Origin of the sequence: Mesorhizobium sp. M0048, assembly GCF_040323405.1 — a bacterium.
In the GTDB taxonomy this organism is placed as follows: domain Bacteria; phylum Pseudomonadota; class Alphaproteobacteria; order Rhizobiales; family Rhizobiaceae; genus Mesorhizobium.
Genome location: NZ_JAMYUV010000002.1, coordinates 223,215 through 242,768 on the forward strand (window position 1 = coordinate 223,215; position 19,554 = coordinate 242,768).

At 64.3% G+C, this 19,554-nt stretch carries 12 protein-coding genes; 8 read left to right on the forward strand and 4 right to left on the reverse strand.

Annotated elements, in window-relative coordinates:
* Nucleotides 1–6: 6 nt before the first annotated feature.
* The 8 genes from NKJ84_RS03325 (at nt 7) to NKJ84_RS03360 (ending at nt 12,540) form a co-directional block, all read left to right on the forward strand.
* Nucleotides 7–1,335: an FMN-binding glutamate synthase family protein gene (locus tag NKJ84_RS03325; protein WP_352505308.1), complete on the forward strand. Its 1,329-nt coding sequence runs from the start codon at nt 7–9 to the stop codon at nt 1,333–1,335.
* Between the two features lie 32 nt (nt 1,336–1,367).
* Nucleotides 1,368–2,675 carry a type III glutamate--ammonia ligase gene (gene glnT, locus NKJ84_RS03330; RefSeq protein ID WP_352476570.1) on the forward strand — a complete coding sequence of 436 codons (1,308 nt, stop codon included), beginning with the start codon at nt 1,368–1,370 and terminating at the stop codon, nt 2,673–2,675.
* 35 nt (nt 2,676–2,710) lie between these two features.
* On the forward strand, nt 2,711–3,964 hold the full coding sequence (locus NKJ84_RS03335; RefSeq protein WP_352505309.1) for a sarcosine oxidase subunit beta family protein: 1,254 nt from the start codon (nt 2,711–2,713) through the stop codon (nt 3,962–3,964).
* Between the two features lie 17 nt (nt 3,965–3,981).
* Nucleotides 3,982–4,257 (forward strand): sarcosine oxidase subunit delta, encoded by a 276-nt coding sequence (locus NKJ84_RS03340; RefSeq protein ID WP_352505310.1) that lies wholly within the window; start codon nt 3,982–3,984, stop codon nt 4,255–4,257.
* Between the two features lie 52 nt (nt 4,258–4,309).
* On the forward strand, nt 4,310–7,291 hold the full coding sequence (locus tag NKJ84_RS03345; protein WP_352505311.1) for a sarcosine oxidase subunit alpha: 2,982 nt from the start codon (nt 4,310–4,312) through the stop codon (nt 7,289–7,291).
* A complete protein-coding gene (locus NKJ84_RS03350) occupies nt 7,284–7,913 on the forward strand; it encodes a sarcosine oxidase subunit gamma (protein WP_352505312.1) in 630 nt (209 codons plus the stop codon). Before NKJ84_RS03345 ends, NKJ84_RS03350 begins: the two co-directional genes overlap by 8 nt.
* Nucleotides 7,914–8,182: 269 nt before the next feature.
* Nucleotides 8,183–10,552 carry a trimethylamine N-oxide demethylase gene (locus NKJ84_RS03355; RefSeq protein ID WP_352505313.1) on the forward strand — a complete coding sequence of 790 codons (2,370 nt, stop codon included), beginning with the start codon at nt 8,183–8,185 and terminating at the stop codon, nt 10,550–10,552.
* Nucleotides 10,553–10,830: 278 nt separating this feature from the next.
* Nucleotides 10,831–12,540: a trimethylamine N-oxide permease gene (locus NKJ84_RS03360; RefSeq protein ID WP_352505314.1), complete on the forward strand. Its 1,710-nt coding sequence runs from the start codon at nt 10,831–10,833 to the stop codon at nt 12,538–12,540.
* A gap of 142 nt (nt 12,541–12,682) precedes the next feature.
* On the opposite strand, the gene NKJ84_RS03365 is transcribed toward NKJ84_RS03360, so the two are convergent.
* The 4 genes from NKJ84_RS03365 to NKJ84_RS03380 form a co-directional block, all read right to left on the reverse strand.
* Nucleotides 12,683–14,176, reverse strand: coding sequence for an aldehyde dehydrogenase family protein (locus tag NKJ84_RS03365; protein ID WP_352505315.1), 1,494 nt, complete (start codon nt 14,174–14,176; stop codon nt 12,683–12,685).
* Nucleotides 14,177–14,245: 69 nt separating this feature from the next.
* Entirely contained in the window at nt 14,246–17,380 is a 3,135-nt protein-coding gene (locus NKJ84_RS03370; RefSeq protein ID WP_352505316.1) for an efflux RND transporter permease subunit, read from the reverse strand.
* A 207-nt stretch (nt 17,381–17,587) separates the two neighbouring features.
* Nucleotides 17,588–18,736: an efflux RND transporter periplasmic adaptor subunit gene (locus NKJ84_RS03375; RefSeq protein WP_352505317.1), complete on the reverse strand. Its 1,149-nt coding sequence runs from the start codon at nt 18,734–18,736 to the stop codon at nt 17,588–17,590.
* Nucleotides 18,737–18,798: 62 nt separating this feature from the next.
* The gene (locus tag NKJ84_RS03380) at nt 18,799–19,407 is read right to left on the reverse strand and encodes a TetR/AcrR family transcriptional regulator (protein WP_352505318.1); all 609 of its coding nucleotides are present in this window, start codon (nt 19,405–19,407) and stop codon (nt 18,799–18,801) included.
* Nucleotides 19,408–19,554: the final 147 nt, after the last annotated feature.

Sequence of the window (19,554 nt, forward strand, 5' to 3'; positions counted from 1 at the left end):
GGCTCAATGACCTATCGCAACCCGCCGACGACGCCGCGCAAATCCGCGACCTTCGACGACTACACGCTTTCCGAGATCCGCCGCGCCGCGGCGACCGGCATCTATGACATCCGCGGCGCCGGCGCCAAGCGCAAGCTGCCGCATTTCGACGACCTTCTGTTCCTCGGTGCTTCGATCTCGCGCTATCCGCTCGAAGGCTATCGCGAGCGCTGCGACACCAGCGTCGTGCTCGGCTCGCGCTACGCGAAAAAACCGATCGAATTGAAAATCCCGATCACTATTGCCGGCATGAGCTTCGGCTCGCTGTCCGGCCCGGCCAAGGAAGCGCTCGGCCGTGGCGCGACGCTGTCCGGCACCTCGACGACCACCGGCGACGGCGGCATGACCGAGGAAGAGCGCGGCCATTCGAAGACGCTGGTCTACCAGTATCTGCCGTCGCGCTACGGCATGAACCCGCGCGATCTGCGCCGTGCCGACGCGATCGAGGTTGTCGTCGGCCAGGGCGCCAAGCCAGGCGGCGGCGGCATGCTGCTCGGCCAGAAGATCTCCGACCGCGTCGCGGAAATGCGCACGCTGCCGATAGGCATCGACCAGCGCTCGGCCTCGCGCCACCCCGACTGGACCGGGCCGGACGATCTCGAGATCAAGATCCTGGAACTGCGCGAAATCACCGACTGGGAAAAGCCGATCTACGTCAAGGTCGGCGGCGCCCGGCCCTATTACGACACCGCGCTTGCGGTGAAGGCAGGCGCCGACGTCGTCGTCGTCGACGGCATGCAGGGCGGCACCGCGGCAACCCAGGAAGTGTTCATCGAGAACGTCGGCCAGCCGACGCTTGCCTGCATCAGGCCGGCGGTGCAGGCGCTGCAGGACCTCGGCATGCACCGCAAGGTGCAGCTGATCGTCTCGGGCGGCATACGCAACGGCGCCGACGTCGCCAAGGCGCTGGCGCTCGGCGTCGACGCGGTGTCGATCGGCACGGCAGCGCTTGTCGCGCTCGGTGACAATGATCCGCGCTGGGAGGCGGAATACAACGAGCTCGGCACCACCGCCGGCGCCTATGACGACTGGCATGAGGGACGCGACCCGGCCGGCATCACCACGCAGGATCCCGAGCTAATGAAACGGGTCGATCCGATTGCGGCCGGACGACGGCTGGCGAATTATCTTAAGGTGATGACACTTGAGGCTCAGACGATCGCCCGCGCCTGCGGCAAGAACAGCCTGCACAATCTCGAGCCCGAGGATCTTGTGGCCTTGACGATCGAAGCCGCAGCCATGGCCGGCGTGCCGCTGGCCGGCACCAATTGGATACCGGGCAAGAACGGCTTCTAAAACAACCAAATGCCAGTAAGCGAGGAACTATAATGGGGAACGATCTCGCCGCCTTCGCCAAGGAAAAGGGCGTCAAATATTTCATGATATCCTACACCGACCTGTTCGGTGGGCAACGCGCCAAGCTGGTGCCGGCGCAGGCGATCGCCGACATGCAGCGGGACGGTGCCGGCTTTGCCGGCTTTGCCACCTGGCTCGACCTGACGCCGGCGCATCCCGACATGCTGGCGGTGCCAGATCCGGCCTCGGTGATCCAGTTGCCTTGGAAGCCGGAGGTCGCCTGGGTCGCCGCCAACTGCATCATGGACGACAAATCGGTCGAGCAGGCGCCGCGCAACACGCTGAAGCGGTTGATCGCCGAGGCCGCTGGCGACGGCATGCACATCAAGACCGGCGTCGAGGCCGAATTCTTCCTGATCTCGCCGGATGGCAAGACGATTTCCGACGAATATGACACGGCGTCGAAGCCCTGCTACGACCAGCAGGCGGTGATGCGCCGCTACGACGTGATCGCCGAGATCTGCGACCACATGCTGGCGCTCGGCTGGGGCGCCTACCAGAACGACCACGAGGACGCCAACGGCCAGTTCGAGATGAACTGGGCCTTCGACGATGCGCTGGCGACCGCCGACAAGCATTCCTTCTTCAAATTCATGGTGAAATCGGTCGCCGAAAAGCACGGCCTGCGCGCAACCTTCATGCCTAAACCCTTCCAGGGCCTGACCGGCAATGGCTGCCATGCCCATATCTCGGTGTGGGACAGGGACGGCAAGACCAATGTCTTTGCCGACAATGCGATGGAGCTCGGCCTGTCGGCAAAGGGCCGGAACTTCCTCGGCGGCATCATGAAACATGCTTCCGCCCTTGCCGCGATCACCAACCCGACGGTCAATTCCTACAAGCGCATCAACGCACCGCGCACCATCTCCGGCGCCACCTGGGCGCCGAACACCGTGACCTGGACCGGCAACAACCGCACCCACATGGTGCGCGTGCCTGGGCCAGGCCGGTTCGAGCTGCGCCTGCCGGACGGCGCGGCAAACCCCTATCTGCTGCAGGCCGTCATCATCGCCGCCGGCCTTGACGGTGTCCGCTCGAAGGCCGACCCCGGCAGGCGCTACGATATCGACATGTACCAGTTCGGCCATACGGTGGAGGGCGCGCCGAAGCTGCCGCTCAACCTGCTCGACGCGTTGCGCGAGTTCGACAACGACAAATCGCTCAAGGCGGCGCTGGGTGAGGAATTCTCGTCGGCCTATCTAAAGCTCAAGCAGCAGGAATGGAATTCCTATGCTTCCCACTTCACCCAGTGGGAGCGCGACCACACGCTCGACATCTGATCCGGATTGTTGCACGCCCGGCGCGAAACAGGTTCATGAAATACTCGATCTTCTCCCTCGCCCGGGCGGCATTTTCCGGCCATAAGAACTGGCAGCGCACCTGGCGCGACGCCACCCCGAAGAGCCACTACGACGTGGTGGTCATCGGCGGCGGCGGCCATGGCCTGGCGACGGCATGGTTCCTCGCCAGCGAATACGGCATCAGAAATGTCGCCGTGCTGGAAAAAGGCTGGATCGGCTCCGGCAATGCCGGCCGCAACACCACCATCATCCGCTCCAACTACGGGCTGCCCGGCAATACAGGCTTCTACGAGCTTTCGATGAAGCTCTGGGAGCGCATGGAGCAGGACCTCAATTACAACACCATGGTCAGCCAGCGCGGCGTCATCAACCTCTACCACTCCGACGCGCAGCGCGACGCCTATGCGCGGCGCGGCAACACCATGCGCATCAACGGCATCGATGCCGAACTGCTCGACCTCGCCGCGGTCAGGAAGATGATGCCGTTCCTGAACTTCGACAATGCGCGCTTTCCGGTGCAGGGCGGGCTTTTGCAGCGACGCGGCGGCACGGCACGGCACGACGCCGTGGTCTGGGGCTATGCGCATGCGGCGAGCGCGCTCGGCGTCGACATCATCCAGAATTGCGAGGTGATCGGCTTTGTTCGCGACGGCAGCGGCAAGGTGACCGGCGTCGAGACATCGCGCGGCAGGATCGGTGCCGCCAAGGTCGGCATGGCGGTCGCCGGCTCCTCGTCGCGCGTCGCGGCGATGGCCGGCATGCGGCTGCCGATCGAAAGCCATGTGCTGCAGGCCTTCGTCTCCGAGGCGATCAAGCCGCTGATCCCCAATGTCATGACCTTCGGCGCCGGCCATTTCTACGTCAGCCAATCCGACAAGGGCGGGCTGGTCTTCGGCGGCGATATAGACGGCTACAATTCCTACGCCCAGCGCGGCAATCTGCCTGTCATGGAAGATGTCTGCGAAGGCGGCATGGCGCTGATGCCGATGATCGGCCGGATACGGCTTCTGCGTCAGTGGGGCGGCATCATGGACATGTCGATGGATGGCTCGCCGATCATCGACAAGACACCGGTCGACGGGCTCTATCTCAACGCCGGCTGGTGCTATGGCGGATTCAAGGCGACGCCCGGCTCCGGCCTGGTTTTTGCCCATCTGCTGGCGCGCGACGAGCCGCACAAGGAGGCTGCCCGCTTCCGCCTCGACCGCTTTCGGCGAGGTGCCATGATCGACGAAAAGGGCCAGGGCGCCCAACCGAACCTGCATTGAAGGCTGGCTGAAGAAGCATGCGCATTGTCTGTCCCTTCTGCGGCGAACGCGAACTCGGCGAGTTCACCTATCTCGGCGACGCCAAGCCGGCGCGCCCGGCAGCCGGCGCCTCCGAAGACGAGGTGTTCGACTACGTCTATCTGCGCGACAACATCGCCGGGCCGATGAGCGAATACTGGTACCATGGCGGCGGCTGCCGGGCCTGGCTCAAGGTCGCCCGCAACACGCTTACGCATGAGATTTCCTCCGTCGAGCCGGCGGCCGGCGTTGGTGCGAAGCAGGCTGCAAGATGAATTCTGTCCAGGTCAGCGCTCATCAGGCCACAGCGACGGAAGGCGGGCGATCGTGACCTCCAGCCAGCCCTATCGTCTCGTATCAGGCGGTCTCATCGATCGCGCCGCGCCACTGGGCTTCCGCTTCGACGGCAAGAGCTTTGCCGGCTTCCAAGGCGACACGCTGGCCTCGGCGCTGATCGCCAATGGCGTCAAGCTGGTCGGCCGCTCGTTCAAATACCATCGGCCGCGCGGCATCCTGACCGCTGGTTCGGAGGAGCCCAACGCGCTGGTCGAACTGCGCAGCGGAGCGCGACGCGAGCCCAACACTAGGGCGACCACGGCCGAGCTTTATGACGGTCTGGAAGCGGCCAGCCAGAACCGCTGGCCGTCGCTGCGCCATGATCTGATGGCGGTCAACCAGCTGTTTGCGCCGATCTTCGTCGCCGGCTTTTACTACAAGACCTTCATGTGGCCGGCGAAATTCTGGGAAGCGGTCTACGAGCCGGCGATCCGCCGCGCCGCCGGCCTCGGTCGCGCTGCAGGCGTCGCCGATCCCGACCATTACGACAAGGCGTGGGCGCATTGCGACGTGCTGATCGCCGGGTCCGGCCCGGCCGGGCTGGCTGCGGCACTGGCGGCCGGGCGCGGCGGCGCCCGCGTCATCCTGTGCGAGGAAGATTTCGCGCTTGGCGGCCGCCTGCTTGCCGACGGCGGCACGATCGACGGCACGCCGGCGGCCGAATGGATTACGCGCACGCTGGCCGAACTCGCCGCACTGCCCGATGTCCGCATCATGACCCGCACGACATTGTTCGGCGTCTATGATGGCGGCACCTATGGCGCCATCGAGCGGGTCAACGACCACCTGCACTCGCCGCCCGAGCACCAGGTGCGCCAGCGGCTGTGGCGGATCGTGGCCAAGCGCTGCGTCGTCGCCGCCGGCGCCATCGAGCGGCCGATCGTCTTTGCCGGCAACGACACGCCCGGCGTGATGATGGCTTCGGCAATGCGGACCTATGTCGCGCGCTACGCGGTTACCCCTGCAAAGAGGATCGCGCTGTTCACCAATAATGAGGATGGCTGGCGCACGGTCGAGACCGCGCTTGGCGCCGGATTGCAGATCGCAGCGGTCGTCGATGCACGCCCGGACGTATCCGCCGAACGTCGCGCGCTTGCCGCCAAAGGCGGCTTTGCCGTGCTCAACGGTTTCGTCAGTGGGGTCGAGGGCGGCAAGGACGGGGTCCGGAAAATCGCGGTATCGCTCACCGGTGGGGCGCGCGCCGAGGTCGAGGCCGACGGGCTAGCCGTCTCGGGCGGCTGGAATCCGGCGGTCGGGCTGACCTCCTATCATCGCGGCCGGCCGAAATGGCAGGACGATATCGCAGCCTTCGTGCCGGACGGCGCGCCGCCCGGCATGGTGGCCGCCGGCGCCGCCAACGGCGCCTTCGGCCTAGGCGACTGCCTGCGCCAGGGCTTTGCCGCCGGATCCGCAGCAGCACAAAGCGCCGGCCGCGGCGGCAATGCCGGCACGCCGCCGGTCGCCGACGAAGAAGCCTTTTCGCTGACCCCGCTCTGGCACGTCGCCGGCAAGGGCAAGGCCTTTGTCGACTACCAGCACGATGTCACCGCGTCCGACATCGAACTGGCGCAGCGCGAAGGTTTTGAATCGGTCGAGCATCTCAAGCGCTACACGACGCTCGGCATGGCCACCGACCAGGGCAAGACCTCGAATGTCGCCGGCCTCGCCATCATGGCTGCGTTGTCAGGCAAGTCCATTCCCGAGACCGGCACGACGATCTACCGCCCGCCCTATGTGCCGGTCGCCATCGGCGCCTTCGCCGGCCATCATCGCGACGAAAACTTCCACGCGACACGACTGACGCCGTCGCATCACTGGGCAGCCGAACAGGGCGCGGTGTTCGTCGACACCGGCCTGTGGAAGCGGGCGCAATGGTATCCGCGCGCCGGCGAAAAGGACTGGCTGGAATCGGTGACGCGCGAGGTCAAGGCGGTGCGCTCAGGCGTCGGCTTCTGCGACGTCTCGACGCTCGGCAAGATCGACGTGCACGGCCCGGATGCCGGCGCCTTTCTCGACCGCGTCTACATCAACACCTTCTCCAGTCTCGCCGTCGGCAAAGCCCGCTACGGGCTGATGCTGCGCGAGGACGGCATCGTCTATGACGACGGCACGACGTCGCGGCTCGCCGAGGACCACTATTTCCTGACCACCACCACCGCCAAGGCCGGGCTGGTGATGCAGCATCTCGAATTCTGCCGGCAGGTGCTATTCCCGGAATTCGACGTGCAGTTGACCTCGGTCTCCGACCAGTGGGCGCAATTCTCGATCGCCGGGCCGAGCGCGCGGGAGTTGCTGAAACAGGTCGTTGATGAATCCGAGGATTTGTCGAACGAAGGTTTCCCGTTCATGGGGGCGCGCGAAGTCGCGTTGCGCGGTGGCATCAGAGCGCGGCTGTTCCGCATCTCCTTCTCCGGCGAAATGGCGTTCGAGATTTCGGTTCCCGCCCGCTATGGCGACGCGCTGGTGCGCAATTTGATGCTGGCCGGCAAGCCATTCGGGGTTACGCCCTACGGCACCGAGGCGCTCGGCGTCATGCGCATCGAAAAGGGCCATGTCGCCGGACCGGAGTTGAACGGCACGACGACCGCCGCCGACCTCGGCCTCGGCAAGATGATGTCGACCAAGAAAGACTTCATCGGCCGCGTCATGGCCGGGCGCGAGGCGCTGGTCGCGCCGGACCGCCAGGTCGTCGTCGGCATCAAGCCGGTCGACAAGACGCGCCGCCTGCGTTCCGGCGCGCATATTATCCCGAAGGGCGAGACGCCCGGTCCCGACAATGACCAGGGCTATGTCACCTCGGTCTGCTTTTCGCCGATGCTCGACCAGTGGATCGGGCTTGGGCTGGTCGAGCGCGGCCGCGAGCGCATCGGCGAGATCGTCCATGCGCACGATCCGCTGCGTGGCGAAGATTACGATGTCGAGCTCTGCAGTCCTGTCTTCTACGATCCGGATGGAGGGCGCCAGCGTGGCTGAGTTTTCCTGGATTGCCCGCAGTCCGCTGGAGAAAGCGCTTGTTGTCGGCGGCTACGGCGCGCGCGGCACGGCGGCCGGCGTATCGCTCACCGAGATCCGCAATTTCGACCTGATCCAGGTGATGGCGCGGCGCGGCAAGGCGGCAGAACTGGCGAAGGCTGCCGAAACCCGCTTCGGCGTTGCCGCCCCGAATGCGCCCAACACGGTCCGAGTTCCCGACGCCACGCTGATCTGGTCGGGACCGGATCAGTTCCTCGTCTTGTCGAAGGGCGGCATTCACGCGATGGAGAAGCTGAGCCAGGCGTTCTCGCAGTCCGCCTCGCTTTCCGATCAGTCGCATGAGCGCGCCTTGATCAGCGTCTCGGGAGCCAAGGCGCGCTCGATGTTGGCGAAATTGTTGTCACTAGACCTGCACCCGGCGGCGTTCCCGGCCGGCACCGCTGCGGCGACCGCGGTCGATCACACCAGTATCAATCTCTGGCGTGGCAATGACCGGCCGGATGGGCAGGCGGTGTTCAATCTTCTGGTGTTCGCGACATTCGCGGAAAGCCTGTGGCACACGATGCTCGACGCTGCCGCCGAGCATGGCGTCGAGATCAGCCACAGCGAGGGGTTGGCATAGCCTTGGCGGGCCTTCCTTTTCCCCTTGTGGGAGAAGGTGGATCGGCGCGCAGCGCCGAGACGGATGAGGGGCGTTCCAGCGGAGTGAGAGGCTGGCGTTCCCTGGAACACCCCTCATCCGTCGCCTTCGGCGACACCTTCTCCCACAAGGGGAGAAGGAAGAGGCGCGCGCTCCACCTTCACCTTGCCAACTCCGGCTCTTCTGCCCTATTCTTCCCGCTAAAATAATTTCACACACAGGCAAACTTGTTTCTCGAAACCAGGGTTGAGATGAGCCAGTCGCCCTACCCCGCCGTCGTCGCCGGACCGCCGCGGCCGAGCCTGATCCTGCGGCCAGGCCAGATCGCGCTGCCGGCCGGGATGGAGCGCTACACCGTCCACGGCAACGGCGCGGTGCTAATCGAGGTCGAGGCCGGCGATACGATCAGCGTGCGCAATGTCGAGGGCGGGCAGGCTTGCGAGCTGCTGGCATGGGACAGCAGCGGCGCGACCGATCCCGGCATTCTCGGAGAGCAATCGAACAGCAATGCCGCCGGCATCAAGGCGATGCTGGCCGAGGGCGACGATAGCCTCGCTTCCTTGCGCCGAGGCCTCGAGCGGCGCGAGGTGCAGCTCGATCAGGCAAAGGGGGTTCGCGTTTTCGGCGGCGCCACCCCTGCCGGTACCGAACAGGCTTTTACGGTCGCCCGCGACGGTTCGATGCTGATTGCCGCGCCCGGCGGGCCGATGCTGGTCGACGGCCACGATACCGCGACGCCGCTTAGCGTCATCGTCCGGCGCGCCACCATCCGCCCGGCGGCGAAATCCAGGCTTGCCGACCCGCTGGCCGATCCCGTGCTCGACCTGCGCGTCCATTCGGCGACGGCGGAGGCCTACTTCGTCAAGGCGGGCGACTATCTGCAGATCATCGATGTCGACGGGCGCCAATGCACGGATTTCCAGTGCTTTTCGGCGCGCAAGCTGGACAAGGGCCGCGATCATCCGCTCGACGTGACGACGACGCGCACGCTGATGGGTTCGAGCTATCCGATGCCCGGCCTGCATTCGAAATACTACGACCAGGACATGGAGCCGCTGGTCGAGGTGGTGCAGGACACTTGCGGCCGGCACGATGCGTTCGCGCTCGCCTGCGCCGCCAAATATTACGACGACATCGGCTATCCCGGCCATCCCAACTGCTCGGAGAATTTCAACCGCGCGCTGGCCGACAAGGGCGTCACGCCCCGCGCCGGCTGGATGGCGATCAACTTCTTCTTCAACACGGCGATCGACGCGCAGGGCGTCGTGGTTTCGGACGAGCCGTGGTCGCGGCCGGGCGACTATGTGCTGCTGCGCGCCTTGACCGACATCGTCTGTGTCTCGTCCGCCTGCCCCGACGACACCACGCCGGCCAATGGCTGGAACCTGACCGACATCCATGTGCGAACCTATTCCGGCCAGCACAAATTCTCGCGAGCAATCGCCAGACGCATGACGCCCGATTCGGAACCGAAAATGACCCGCGAGACCGCCTTTCATTCGAGCTTTGCCAAGCACACCCGCAACTTCGTCGAGTACAAGGGTTATTGGCTGGCCAATTCCTTCGCCAGGCAAGGCGCGATCGACGAATACTGGGCCTGCCGGCAGGACGCCGTGATCATGGACCTGTCGCCGCTGCGCAAGTTCGAGGTCACCGGGCCGGATTCCGAAGCGCTGCTGCAATATACCCTGACCCGCGACATCAAGAAGCTCGGCGTCGGTCAGGTGGTCTACTCCGCCATGTGCTACGAGCACGGCGGCATGATCGACGACGGCACGCTGCTTCGGCTTGGCAAGGATAATTTCCGCTGGGTTGGCGGCGACGATCTATCCGGCGAATGGCTGCGGGAAACAGCGCAAAAACTCGGCCTCACCGTGCTGGTGCGCTCGTCGACCGACCAGATGCACAATGTCGCCGTGCAGGGACCGAAAAGCCGCGACATCCTGCGGCAGATCGTCTGGACCTCGCCGCTGCAGCCGTCGATCGACGAGCTTGAATGGTTCCGTTTCGCGGTCGCCCGCATCGGCGGCGGCAATGGCATTCCCGTCATTGTCTCGCGCACCGGCTACACCGGCGAGCTCGGCTACGAGATCTGGTGCCACCCGCGCGACGCCGACAAGGTCTTCGACGCGATCTGGCAGGCCGGCCAGCCGCACGGCCTGAAGCCGATGGGGCTGCAGGCGCTCGATATGGTGCGCATCGAGGCCGGGCTGATCTTTGCCGGTTACGAATTTTCCGACCAGACAGATCCGTTCGAGGCCGGCATCGGCTTCACCGTACCGCTGAAGACCAAGAGCGACGATTTCATCGGCCGCGAGGCGCTGATCCGGCGCAAGGAAAATCCGCAGAGGAAGCTGGTCGGCCTCGACATCGACGCCAATGTCGCCGTCGGCCACGGCGATTGCGTGCATGTCGGCCGCGCCCAGATCGGCGTGGTCACCTCCGGCATGCGCTCGCCGCTGCTAAGCAAGACCATCGCGCTGGCCAGGCTCGACGTCGCGCATTCGGCGGTCGGCACCGAGGTCGAGATCGGCAAGCTCGACGGCCACAGCAAGCGGCTGCCGGCGCGCGTCGTCGCCTTTGCCCATTATGACCCGCAAAAGACCAGGCCGCGCTCCTGATCGATGCTGTCTGGTTCTTCCCTTCTCCCGTTGCTGTCGTGGGAGAAGGAAGACCGCACCCGTTGGCAGCGCCAACGAAGCTCGACTGTTCCACAAACGCAATGTGCACAGCGTCACAAAGCGCTTGACGTGAAAGCGCGTTGGGTCAATCTTCACTGCTAAGAAAAAAATACTACTGAGCGGAAAACGCCTGGGGCCGTTCAACGTGAGCGTCGATGACGCCTCGCGAGACTGTGGCTGTTGCCGATGGGAACATCAAAAATGGGGAATCCACGTAAATGAGCACGATAGTCACCACCTTGGTGCCGCCTGCCGAAGGGCAGCTGCACCGGAACATCGATTGGCGCGGCGCCTTCTGGGTCGCGAGCGGCGTTCCGGCCCTTGTCCTGTTTTCGATCGGCGGCATCGCCGGCACTACCGGAACGCTGGCCTTCCTGATCTGGACCGTATCCATGGTCATGGGCTTCCTGCAGTCCTTCACCTATGCGGAAATCGCCGGGCTGTTCCCGAATAAATCCGGCGGCGCCTCGATCTATGGCGCCACCGCATGGCTGCGCTATTCGAAATTCATCGCGCCGCTTTCGGTGTGGTGCAACTGGTTCGCCTGGTCGCCGGTGCTGTCGCTCGGCTGCTCGATCGCCGCAGCCTACATCCTCAACGCACTGGCGCCGGTGCCGCTGTTCACCGACACTTCGCCGGAAGTCGCCGCCTATATTGCGGCCCATGCCGGAACCAGCGCCGCTGACGCCATCACCGCGGTCACCGCGGCGGCGACGCCGGCGATCCGCAGCTGGACGCTCTACGGTCACACGCTTGGTCCGGTTTCCTTTACTTTCAACGCCACCTTTTTCATCGGCGCGGTACTGATGCTGATCATCTTCTCGATCCAGCACCGCGGCATCCTGGGCACGGCCAACGTGCAGAAATATATCGGCCTGCTGGTCATCATCCCGATGCTGATCGTCGGCGTGGTGCCGATCGTCACCGGCCAGATCGATTGGGCAAATTTCTCGCCGCTGGTGCCGCTCGCGGCAGCCTATGCGCCGGAGCCCGGCGCATGGAACATCGCCGGCTGGACGCTGGTGCTCGGCGGCATGTTCATCGCGGCATGGTCGACCTACGGTTTCGAGACCGCCGTCTGCTACACCTCCGAATTCAAGAACCCCGGCACCGATACCTTCAAGGCGATCTTCTACTCCGGCCTGTTGTGCATGCTGCTGTTCATCCTGGTGCCATTCACCTTTCAGGGCGTGCTCGGCTTGAACGGCATGCTGGCGACGCCGATCGTCGACGGCTCCGGCGTTGCCGATGCGCTGGCCGGCATGGTCGGCGGCGGACAGCTGATCCACAGCCTGCTGGTCATGCTGATGATCCTGGCGCTGGTGCTCTGCATCATGACGGCGATGGCCGGCTCTTCGCGCACGCTCTACCAAGGTTCGGTCGACGGCTGGCTGCCGCGCTACCTCAGCCATGTCAACGAGCATGGCGCACCGACGCGGGCGATGTGGACCGACCTGGTCTTCAACCTGATCGTGCTGGCCATCGCCTCGGCCGACGCGACAAGCTTCTTCTTCATCCTCGCGGTGTCGAATTGCGGCTATATCATCTTCAACTTCCTCAATCTCAATGCCGGCTGGATCCACCGCATCGACAATGGCCACATCGCGCGGCCCTGGAAGGCCCCGAGCTGGCTGCTCGGCCTCGGCGCGATCTTTGCCTACGTCAACGCTGTCTTCATGGGCGCCGGAGCCAAGGTCTGGAACCCGATGGCATTGTGGGCCGGGCTGATCACGGCAGCCTTGATCATCCCGGTGTTCTGTTTCCGGCATTACATCCAGGACAAGGGCAAATTCCCCGACCACATGCTGGCCGATCTCGGCATGAACTCGTCCGACCTTACAGTGCGAAAGGCCGGGATGCTGCCCTATCTGACGCTGATCGCCGGCGTCGCGGTGATGCTGCTCGCCAACTGGCTGTTCGTCATCTGAGGGATCGGGCGCGCGATGCGCCCGGTCCCTGCTTTTGTTCTTGCTTTGTGCCGGCAGCTATGCTACTAAACTGACTATGGTGCTGATTCGCCCCGAGACCCGCCGCTGAGGCGGGTTTTTCGTTTTAGGCCCGGCGCCAGGCTCAATCGATCTTGATGAACACGCCCTTGGTGTTGAGATATTCGTCAAGGTGTTCGGCGCCGCCCTCGCGGCCGTAGCCGCTCATTTTGTAGCCGCCGAAGGGCACGGCCGGATCGATGGCGTGATAGGTGTTGACCCAGACCGAGCCAGCGCGGATCTTGCGCGACAGCTGGTGGGCGGTAGCGAGATTTTGGGTGAAGACCCCTGCAGCAAGGCCGTAAGGCGTGTTGTTGGCCCGCTCGACCGCCTCGTCCAGAGCATCGAACGGCAATGCCGAAATCACCGGCCCGAAGATCTCCTCGCGGGCGATCTTCATGTCGTCCGAGACTCCGGCAAAGACAGTCGGCGCGACGAAATTGCCGGCGGCAAGCGCGCCTTCCACAAGCCGGGTGCCTCCGGTGACGAGTTTCGCCCCTTCCGCGGTGCCAGCCTCGAGGTAACCAGTGACCCGTTGCAACTGCTTTTCGGAGACGAGCGGACCGATCTCGGTCGCCGGGTTGATGCCGTCGCCGACCCTGAGACCCTTGGCATATGCCGCCAGCCGCTCGACGAACTCGTCATGGACGGCGCGTTCGACGAAAAGGCGCGAGCCGGCGATGCAGATCTGGCCGGAATTGGCGAACACCGACATCGCCGCCACCGGCACCGCTTTGTCGAGATCGGCATCTGCGCAGACGATGACCGGGGACTTGCCGCCGAGCTCCAGCGAGACGCGCTTGAGGTTGCCGGCCGAGGCGCGCACGATCGACTGGCCGGTTGCCGTCGAGCCGGTGAAGACGATCTTGTCGACGCCCATGTGCTCGGCGAGTGCCGCGCCTGCCTCGTCGCCGGTGCCGGTGACGATGTTGACGACGCCTTCCGGAACGCCGGCTTCGTTCATGATGTCAGCGATCAAAAGCGGCGTCAGCGGCGCCTCTTCCGATGGTTTCAGCACGATGGTGCAGCCGGTCGCCAGCGCCGGGCCGATCTTCCAGATCGACGCCGCCGTTGGCGCGTTCCAGGGAATGATGGCGCCGACGACGCCGACCGGCTCCTTGCGGGTGAAAGAGACGATTTCGCCGGGCAGCGAGTTGTCGATGGTCTCGCCGTGCAGCGCCGTCGCCATGCCGGCATAGTAGCGCAGCATGCCGATGACGCGGTTGCGATTGGCACGGGTGCGCACGATTGGCATGCCCATGTCGGTGGTGTCGGAGCGGCTGATCTCTTCCCAGTGCTTTTCGAAGAGGTCGGCGATCCTCAGCAGCAGCACCTGCCGCTCATAAGGCTTGAACCGGCTCCATGGCCCCTCGAACGCCTTGCGGGCGGCAGTCACCGCCAAATCGATGTCCTGGCGGTCGGCGCGCGGCACTGTGGCGATGACCGCGCCGGTGGCGGGGTTGCGGCTCTCCATGGTCCGACCGGAGCGGGCATCAACCCAGCCACCGCCGATGAACATCCGGCGATGGCGCCCGTCGATCGGCAGCCGCAGCGCCGCCGCTGTCTGAGGCATGGTCATAACGTCCTCCTCCGGCGCCTACGCCTGGTGGGCGGATTAAACCGCCGGAGGTCACATTTGCCAACAGCGCTATTCGGCCGCCAGGGCCAGTTGCGGCCTTTCGTTCTTTTCTTCCGTCTCGGCCGGCTGCTCCACCACCTTCTTGGGCTCCCTGCCGAAGAACAGCGCATAGGCTGCCGGCAGGACAAGGATGGTCAGCACCGTGGCGACGAGAATGCCGCCCATCATGGCGTAGGCGAGCGGCCCCCAGAAGACGCCGCGCGAGATCGGGATCAGCGCCAGCACCGCCGTCAGCGCCGTCAGCACGATCGGCCGGAACCGGCGCACCGCCGAGCCGATGATGGCCTCGGAACGCTCCACGCCGGCGGCGATGTCCTGGTCGATCTGATCGACCAGGATGATCGAGTTGCGCATGATGATGCCGAGCAGGGCGATGACACCGAGGATGGCGACGAAGCCGAACGGCGCGCCGCTGATCAAAAGTGCCGCGGCCGCGCCGATAATGCCGAGCGGACCGGTCGCCAGCACCAGCATCGCCTTGCCGAAATGCTGCAGCTGGATCATCAGCAGCACGACGATGACGGCCAGCATGATCGGCGCTTTCGCCGCAATCGAGGCCTGGCTTTCGGCCGCATCCTCGGCGCCGCCCTGGATCTCGATCTTGTAGCCGGGGGCGAGGCTGGCGCGCAGGCCCTGCATCTCGCTGTACATTTTCATGGCGACATCGTTCGGCTGCACGCCATCCGGAAGCGTGGCGCGTACACTGATGGTCGGCAAGCGGTCGCGCCGCCATTCGACGCCTTGCTCCAGCACCGGGACGATCTTGGCGACCTGCGACAGCGGCACGGAGCCACCGAAATCGGTCGGGATATAGACGGAGTCGACCGCCGACAGCAGGTGACGGCTTGCCTCCGGCTCACGAGCGACGATCGAAACCGTCTCCTCGCCGTCGCGGAAGTCATCGAGCGGCGCTCCCGACATGCTTGCCTGCAGCATCTGGCGGATGCGCTGCGAGGTGACGCCGAGCGCACGGGCACGATCCTGGTCGATCACCAGCTTCATCGCCGGCACCGGCTCGAGCCAGTCGTCGTGGATGGCGCCGAGCAGCGGATTTGCCTGGAACTTCGCCTTCACCTCGTCGGCGATGCGTCGCACCTCCTGGCGATCCGGACCCATGACGCGCATCTGCACCGGCCAGCCGGTCGGCGGACCGAGGAACAGGCGGTCGACCTTAGCGCGGATGGACGGGAAATCTTCGGCGAGGATGGTGCGCAGCTTGACGATCAGCCGCTCGCGGGCCGGTTCGTCATTGGCCATCACCAGAAGTTGGGCGAAGTTAGGGTTGCGAAGCTGCTGGTCGAGCGGCAGGAAGAAGCGCGGCGCGCCTTCGCCGATATAGGTGGCTATGAAGCGCTTGTCCTTGTCGCCCATCATCCTGGCTTCGAGCGCCTTGGCCTGGGTCTCGACTTCCTTGATGCTGGTGCCTTCCGGCAGCCAGAGATCGACGAGGATTTCCGGACGCGACGATTGCGGGAAGAAATTCTGCGGGATGAACTGGAACGCCCACAGGCTGGTGGCAAAGGTCATCAGCGTCATCACCAGGACGATGATGCGATGGCGCACTGCCCATGCCACGGTCGAGCGAAGACGGCGGTAGAAGCGCGTGTCGAAGACATCGTGATGGTTGCCGGCGTGCTTGCGCTGCTTCAGGATCATGTGGCCGAGCCACGGCGTGAAATAGACCGCCGCAAACCAGGACACGACCAGCGCGATGCCGACGACGTAAAAAAGGGTGCGCACATATTCGCCGGCGGTCGAGGCAGCGAACCCGACGGGAATGAAGCCGGCCGTCGTGATCAGCGTGCCGGTCAGCATCGGGAAAGCGGTCGAGGAGTAGGCGAAGCTCGCCGCTTCGACCTTGACCAAGCCTTCCTCGAGCTTTCGCTCCATCATTTCGACGACGATCATCGCGTCGTCGACCAAGAGGCCAAGGGCGATGATCAGCGCGCCGAGCGAAATGCGCTGCAGGTCGATGCCGAGCTCGTACATGATCGCGAAGGTGGCCGCCAGGACCAGCGGAATGACGATCGCGATCACCAGCCCCGAGCGCCAGCCGATCGACAGGAACGATACGAAAAGCACGATCAGCAGCGCTTCGCCCAGCGCTTCCATGAACTCGCTCACCGCCTCCTTCACGACATGCGGCTGGTCGGAAATCTGATCGACCGAAACGCCATAGGGCAGTGCCTCTTCGAAGCGCTTATAGGTCGCTTCGACGTCCTTGCCGACGTCGGTGACGTTGAAGCCCTTGGCCATGACGACGCCGAGCTGGACGCTGTCGTGTCCGTTGAAACGGTACTTGCGCTGGTACGGATCCTCGAGGCCGGAGGTCACGGTGGCGATGTCGCCGAGGCGCGTCACCTGGTTGCCGGCGCGCAGGCGAAGCTCTCGGATGTCGGCCGCCCTGGTGACATCGCCCTCGACCGAAATGCGCACCGAACGCTGGCCGGTGTCGACAGAACCTGCCGGGTCGACATTGTTCTGGCCTCGGATCGCATTCTGCAGGTCGGTCAACGTCAGGCCGCGTTCGGCAAGCGCCTTGGATGAAACGTCGATGTAGAGTTTTTCCGGCTGGTCGCCGATGATCACGGCCTTCTCGACACCGGGCGTCGTCAGCAGCATGTCACGCGCTTGGATGGCGAATTTCTTCAGCTCGGGATAGCTGTAGCCGTCGCCGCTGATCGAATGCAGGGTGATGAACGTGTCGCCGAATTCGTCGTTGAAGTAAGGCCCGAGCAGCCCCTGCGGCAGTTCGTTGGCGATATCGCCGACCTTCTTGCGCACCTGATAGAAAGCATCGGCGACCTGCGCCGGATTGGTGTCGCCCTTGACCTGCAAGGTGATGATGGCGCTGCCGGCGCGGGTGTAGGAGCGGACAAAATCGAGGTGCGGCGTCTCCTGCAGCTTGCGCTCGATCTTGTTGACGACCTGGTCCTCCATCTCCTTGATCGAGGAGCCTGGCCAGATCGCCTGGACGACCATGACGCGGAAGGTGAAATCGGGGTCTTCCTTCTGGCCCATGCGCATCAGGCCGAGCGCACCGGCGACGATGATCAGCCCGAACAGGAAGCGGGCAATGCTCGGATGGCCGATTGCCCAGCGCGACAGATTGAAAGACCGCTTTTCGTTGGTGTCGATGGTCATCGGCGTCAGTCCGTTTCAATTTGATCAACAGAGCACGCGCTTTCGCATGCCCAAGGAACTTCCGATGTGGGCTTCCGGGCGGCGTGGCTTTCCGAGTGAGAGATCTACATCGCGGTGGGACACGAGGATCGACGTGGGGGTTACATCGACCTGAGATCTCGAAAATCGGGGGCGCCTGCCGCCCGGAAACCGTGAATTGCCTGGCCGTCAGCGCAAGCGTCTTGCAGCGTCATCGGCCGACGCCGACTGTTGCGCTGCATCACCGGTCAGCTTGACTTTCAGATTCTCGGTCATGAACTGCGTGCCGGCGGCGACGACCACGTCACCCGGCTTCAGCCCATCGGCGACACTGACGCCGTCGGGGGTGAAGGCGGCGACCTTGACCGGATGCGCGTGGACGGTCCCGCCATTGCGGTCGACGGTCCAGACGATCGATTGGCTGTCCTTTTGCGCCAACGCGGCCAGCGGGATCGACACCAGCTGCTGCCGGTTGTCCGCCGCGGCTTCGATGGAGGCGGTCATGCCTAGCAGCACGCGAGGATCGTTGGGCAGGCTGACGCGAACGGCAAAGGTGCGCGACTGCGGATCGGCGCTGCCGGCGACTTCGCGGACCTTGCCGTCGAGCGTCAGCGCCTCGTCGGACCAGAAGCCAGCCTTGACAGTCTTGCCCGGCTTGAATTCGGCGATATCGGTTTCCGGAACAGCGATCAGGACTTCCTTCTCGCCGTCGATGGCAACGGTCACCACCGGCGTGCCGGAGCCGACCACCTGGCCGACATCGGCGGCAACGGCGGTGACGATGCCGTTCTTGTCCGCCTTGAGATCGGTATAGCGGACCTGGTTCTGCGCCTGGGCAAGCTGCGAGCGGGCGGAGTCTCGCGTGGCGACCGCCTGATTATAGGCGAGCGTCGCCTGCTCGAGCTGCGACTTCGGCGCGAAATTCTTGGCGTAGAGCTGTTCGGCGCGCTTGCGCGTAAGCTCGACTGTCTCGACCTGACGGTCGGCGGCATCGAGGCTGGCCTGAGCGCTTCTCACCGAAAGCTCGTAGTCGGTGGGATCGATGCGGGCGAGAACGTCGCCGGGCTTGACGCGGTCACCGATGTCGACAAGGCGCTCGGTGATCTTGCCGTTGATGCGAAAGCCGAGATTCATCTCGGTGCGGGCACGCACCGATCCGGAATAGGAAAGCTGACGGGTATCACTCGCCTTGGCGATCTCGACCACCTTGACCGGGCGGATGATCTCGGTGACCTCGGCTTTCTCCTGCGAGCAGCCGGCGAGGCCGAGGGCGGCAACGACAATCAATGCCAGGCCGGCGGCCGGTCGCCCGTTGGTGATGGACTTGGACAAAGACACTTTTCGTACTCCCGAACTGTGGAGATGAATTCTCGGCATCGCCGCCGGACGGGCGGCAACGGTCATTTCTTCAAGGCTCTGATGGCAAAGTCGGCAAGCTCGTCCGGCGTTGCCCGGTTCTTCTTGGCGAGGCACTGGGCCACCATCTGCGGATGACAGAGGCTGATAATGGCAGCGCCGAAACACCGGGAAGCGATCACCGGATCCTGATCGACGAACTCGCCGGTAGCGATGCCCTCGCGGATCACTTCCGCGACCAGTTCATGGATGCTGTCGATGTGCTTTTCGATGACGTGCCAGTCGCGCTCGATGGCGACGATGACCATCTCGTGGACCTTCTCCTGGTCGATCATGGTCTCGAGCGTCCACTGATAGTGCGTACGCACGTAGCGGCGGAGCTTTTCGCTGGCGGTGCCGGGGCTATGGCAGGCTTCGTAGGTCAACCGGTAGCAGGTCTCGAGCATACGGCCGCAAACCGCCTGGTGGATTTCCACCTTGGAGGCGAAGAAGCGATAGATGTTGGCGGTCGACATGCCGAGTTCGCGCGCTATGTCGGCGACGTTGGTCTTGCCGTAGCCGTAGTGGCGGAACAATCGCTCCGCGCAATCCAGGATGCGCGTGACATTTTCCTGGCGGGCGGAATCGGCGGTGGCGTCTAGGGTTTCAAGCATCTCGTTGGCCAAAATTTACGACTGACGAATTTAGAATTTCGTCACTCGTAAATTGAAAACCGTCACCTGTCAAGGCACGATTTTGGGCGCTGACGACAGAGGGTGACATCTCTGGACGGAGTTGGCCCATGAAGCGCATGTGGTTCA

Bases quoted from the DNA above. Each gene is read 5' to 3' on its own strand.
- NKJ84_RS03370 (WP_352505316.1), bottom strand. From the start codon at position 17,380: ATGACCATCGACACCAACGAAAAGCGGTCTTTCAATCTGTCGCGCTGG.
- glnT (WP_352476570.1), top strand. From the start codon at position 1,368: ATGGGGAACGATCTCGCCGCCTTCGCCAAGGAAAAGGGCGTCAAATAT.
- NKJ84_RS03380 (WP_352505318.1), bottom strand. From the start codon at position 19,407: ATGCTTGAAACCCTAGACGCCACCGCCGATTCCGCCCGCCAGGAAAAT.
- NKJ84_RS03355 (WP_352505313.1), top strand. From the start codon at position 8,183: ATGAGCCAGTCGCCCTACCCCGCCGTCGTCGCCGGACCGCCGCGGCCG.
- NKJ84_RS03335 (WP_352505309.1), top strand. From the start codon at position 2,711: ATGAAATACTCGATCTTCTCCCTCGCCCGGGCGGCATTTTCCGGCCAT.
- NKJ84_RS03360 (WP_352505314.1), top strand. From the start codon at position 10,831: ATGAGCACGATAGTCACCACCTTGGTGCCGCCTGCCGAAGGGCAGCTG.
- NKJ84_RS03325 (WP_352505308.1), top strand. From the start codon at position 7: ATGACCTATCGCAACCCGCCGACGACGCCGCGCAAATCCGCGACCTTC.
- NKJ84_RS03365 (WP_352505315.1), bottom strand. From the start codon at position 14,176: ATGACCATGCCTCAGACAGCGGCGGCGCTGCGGCTGCCGATCGACGGG.
- NKJ84_RS03340 (WP_352505310.1), top strand. From the start codon at position 3,982: ATGCGCATTGTCTGTCCCTTCTGCGGCGAACGCGAACTCGGCGAGTTC.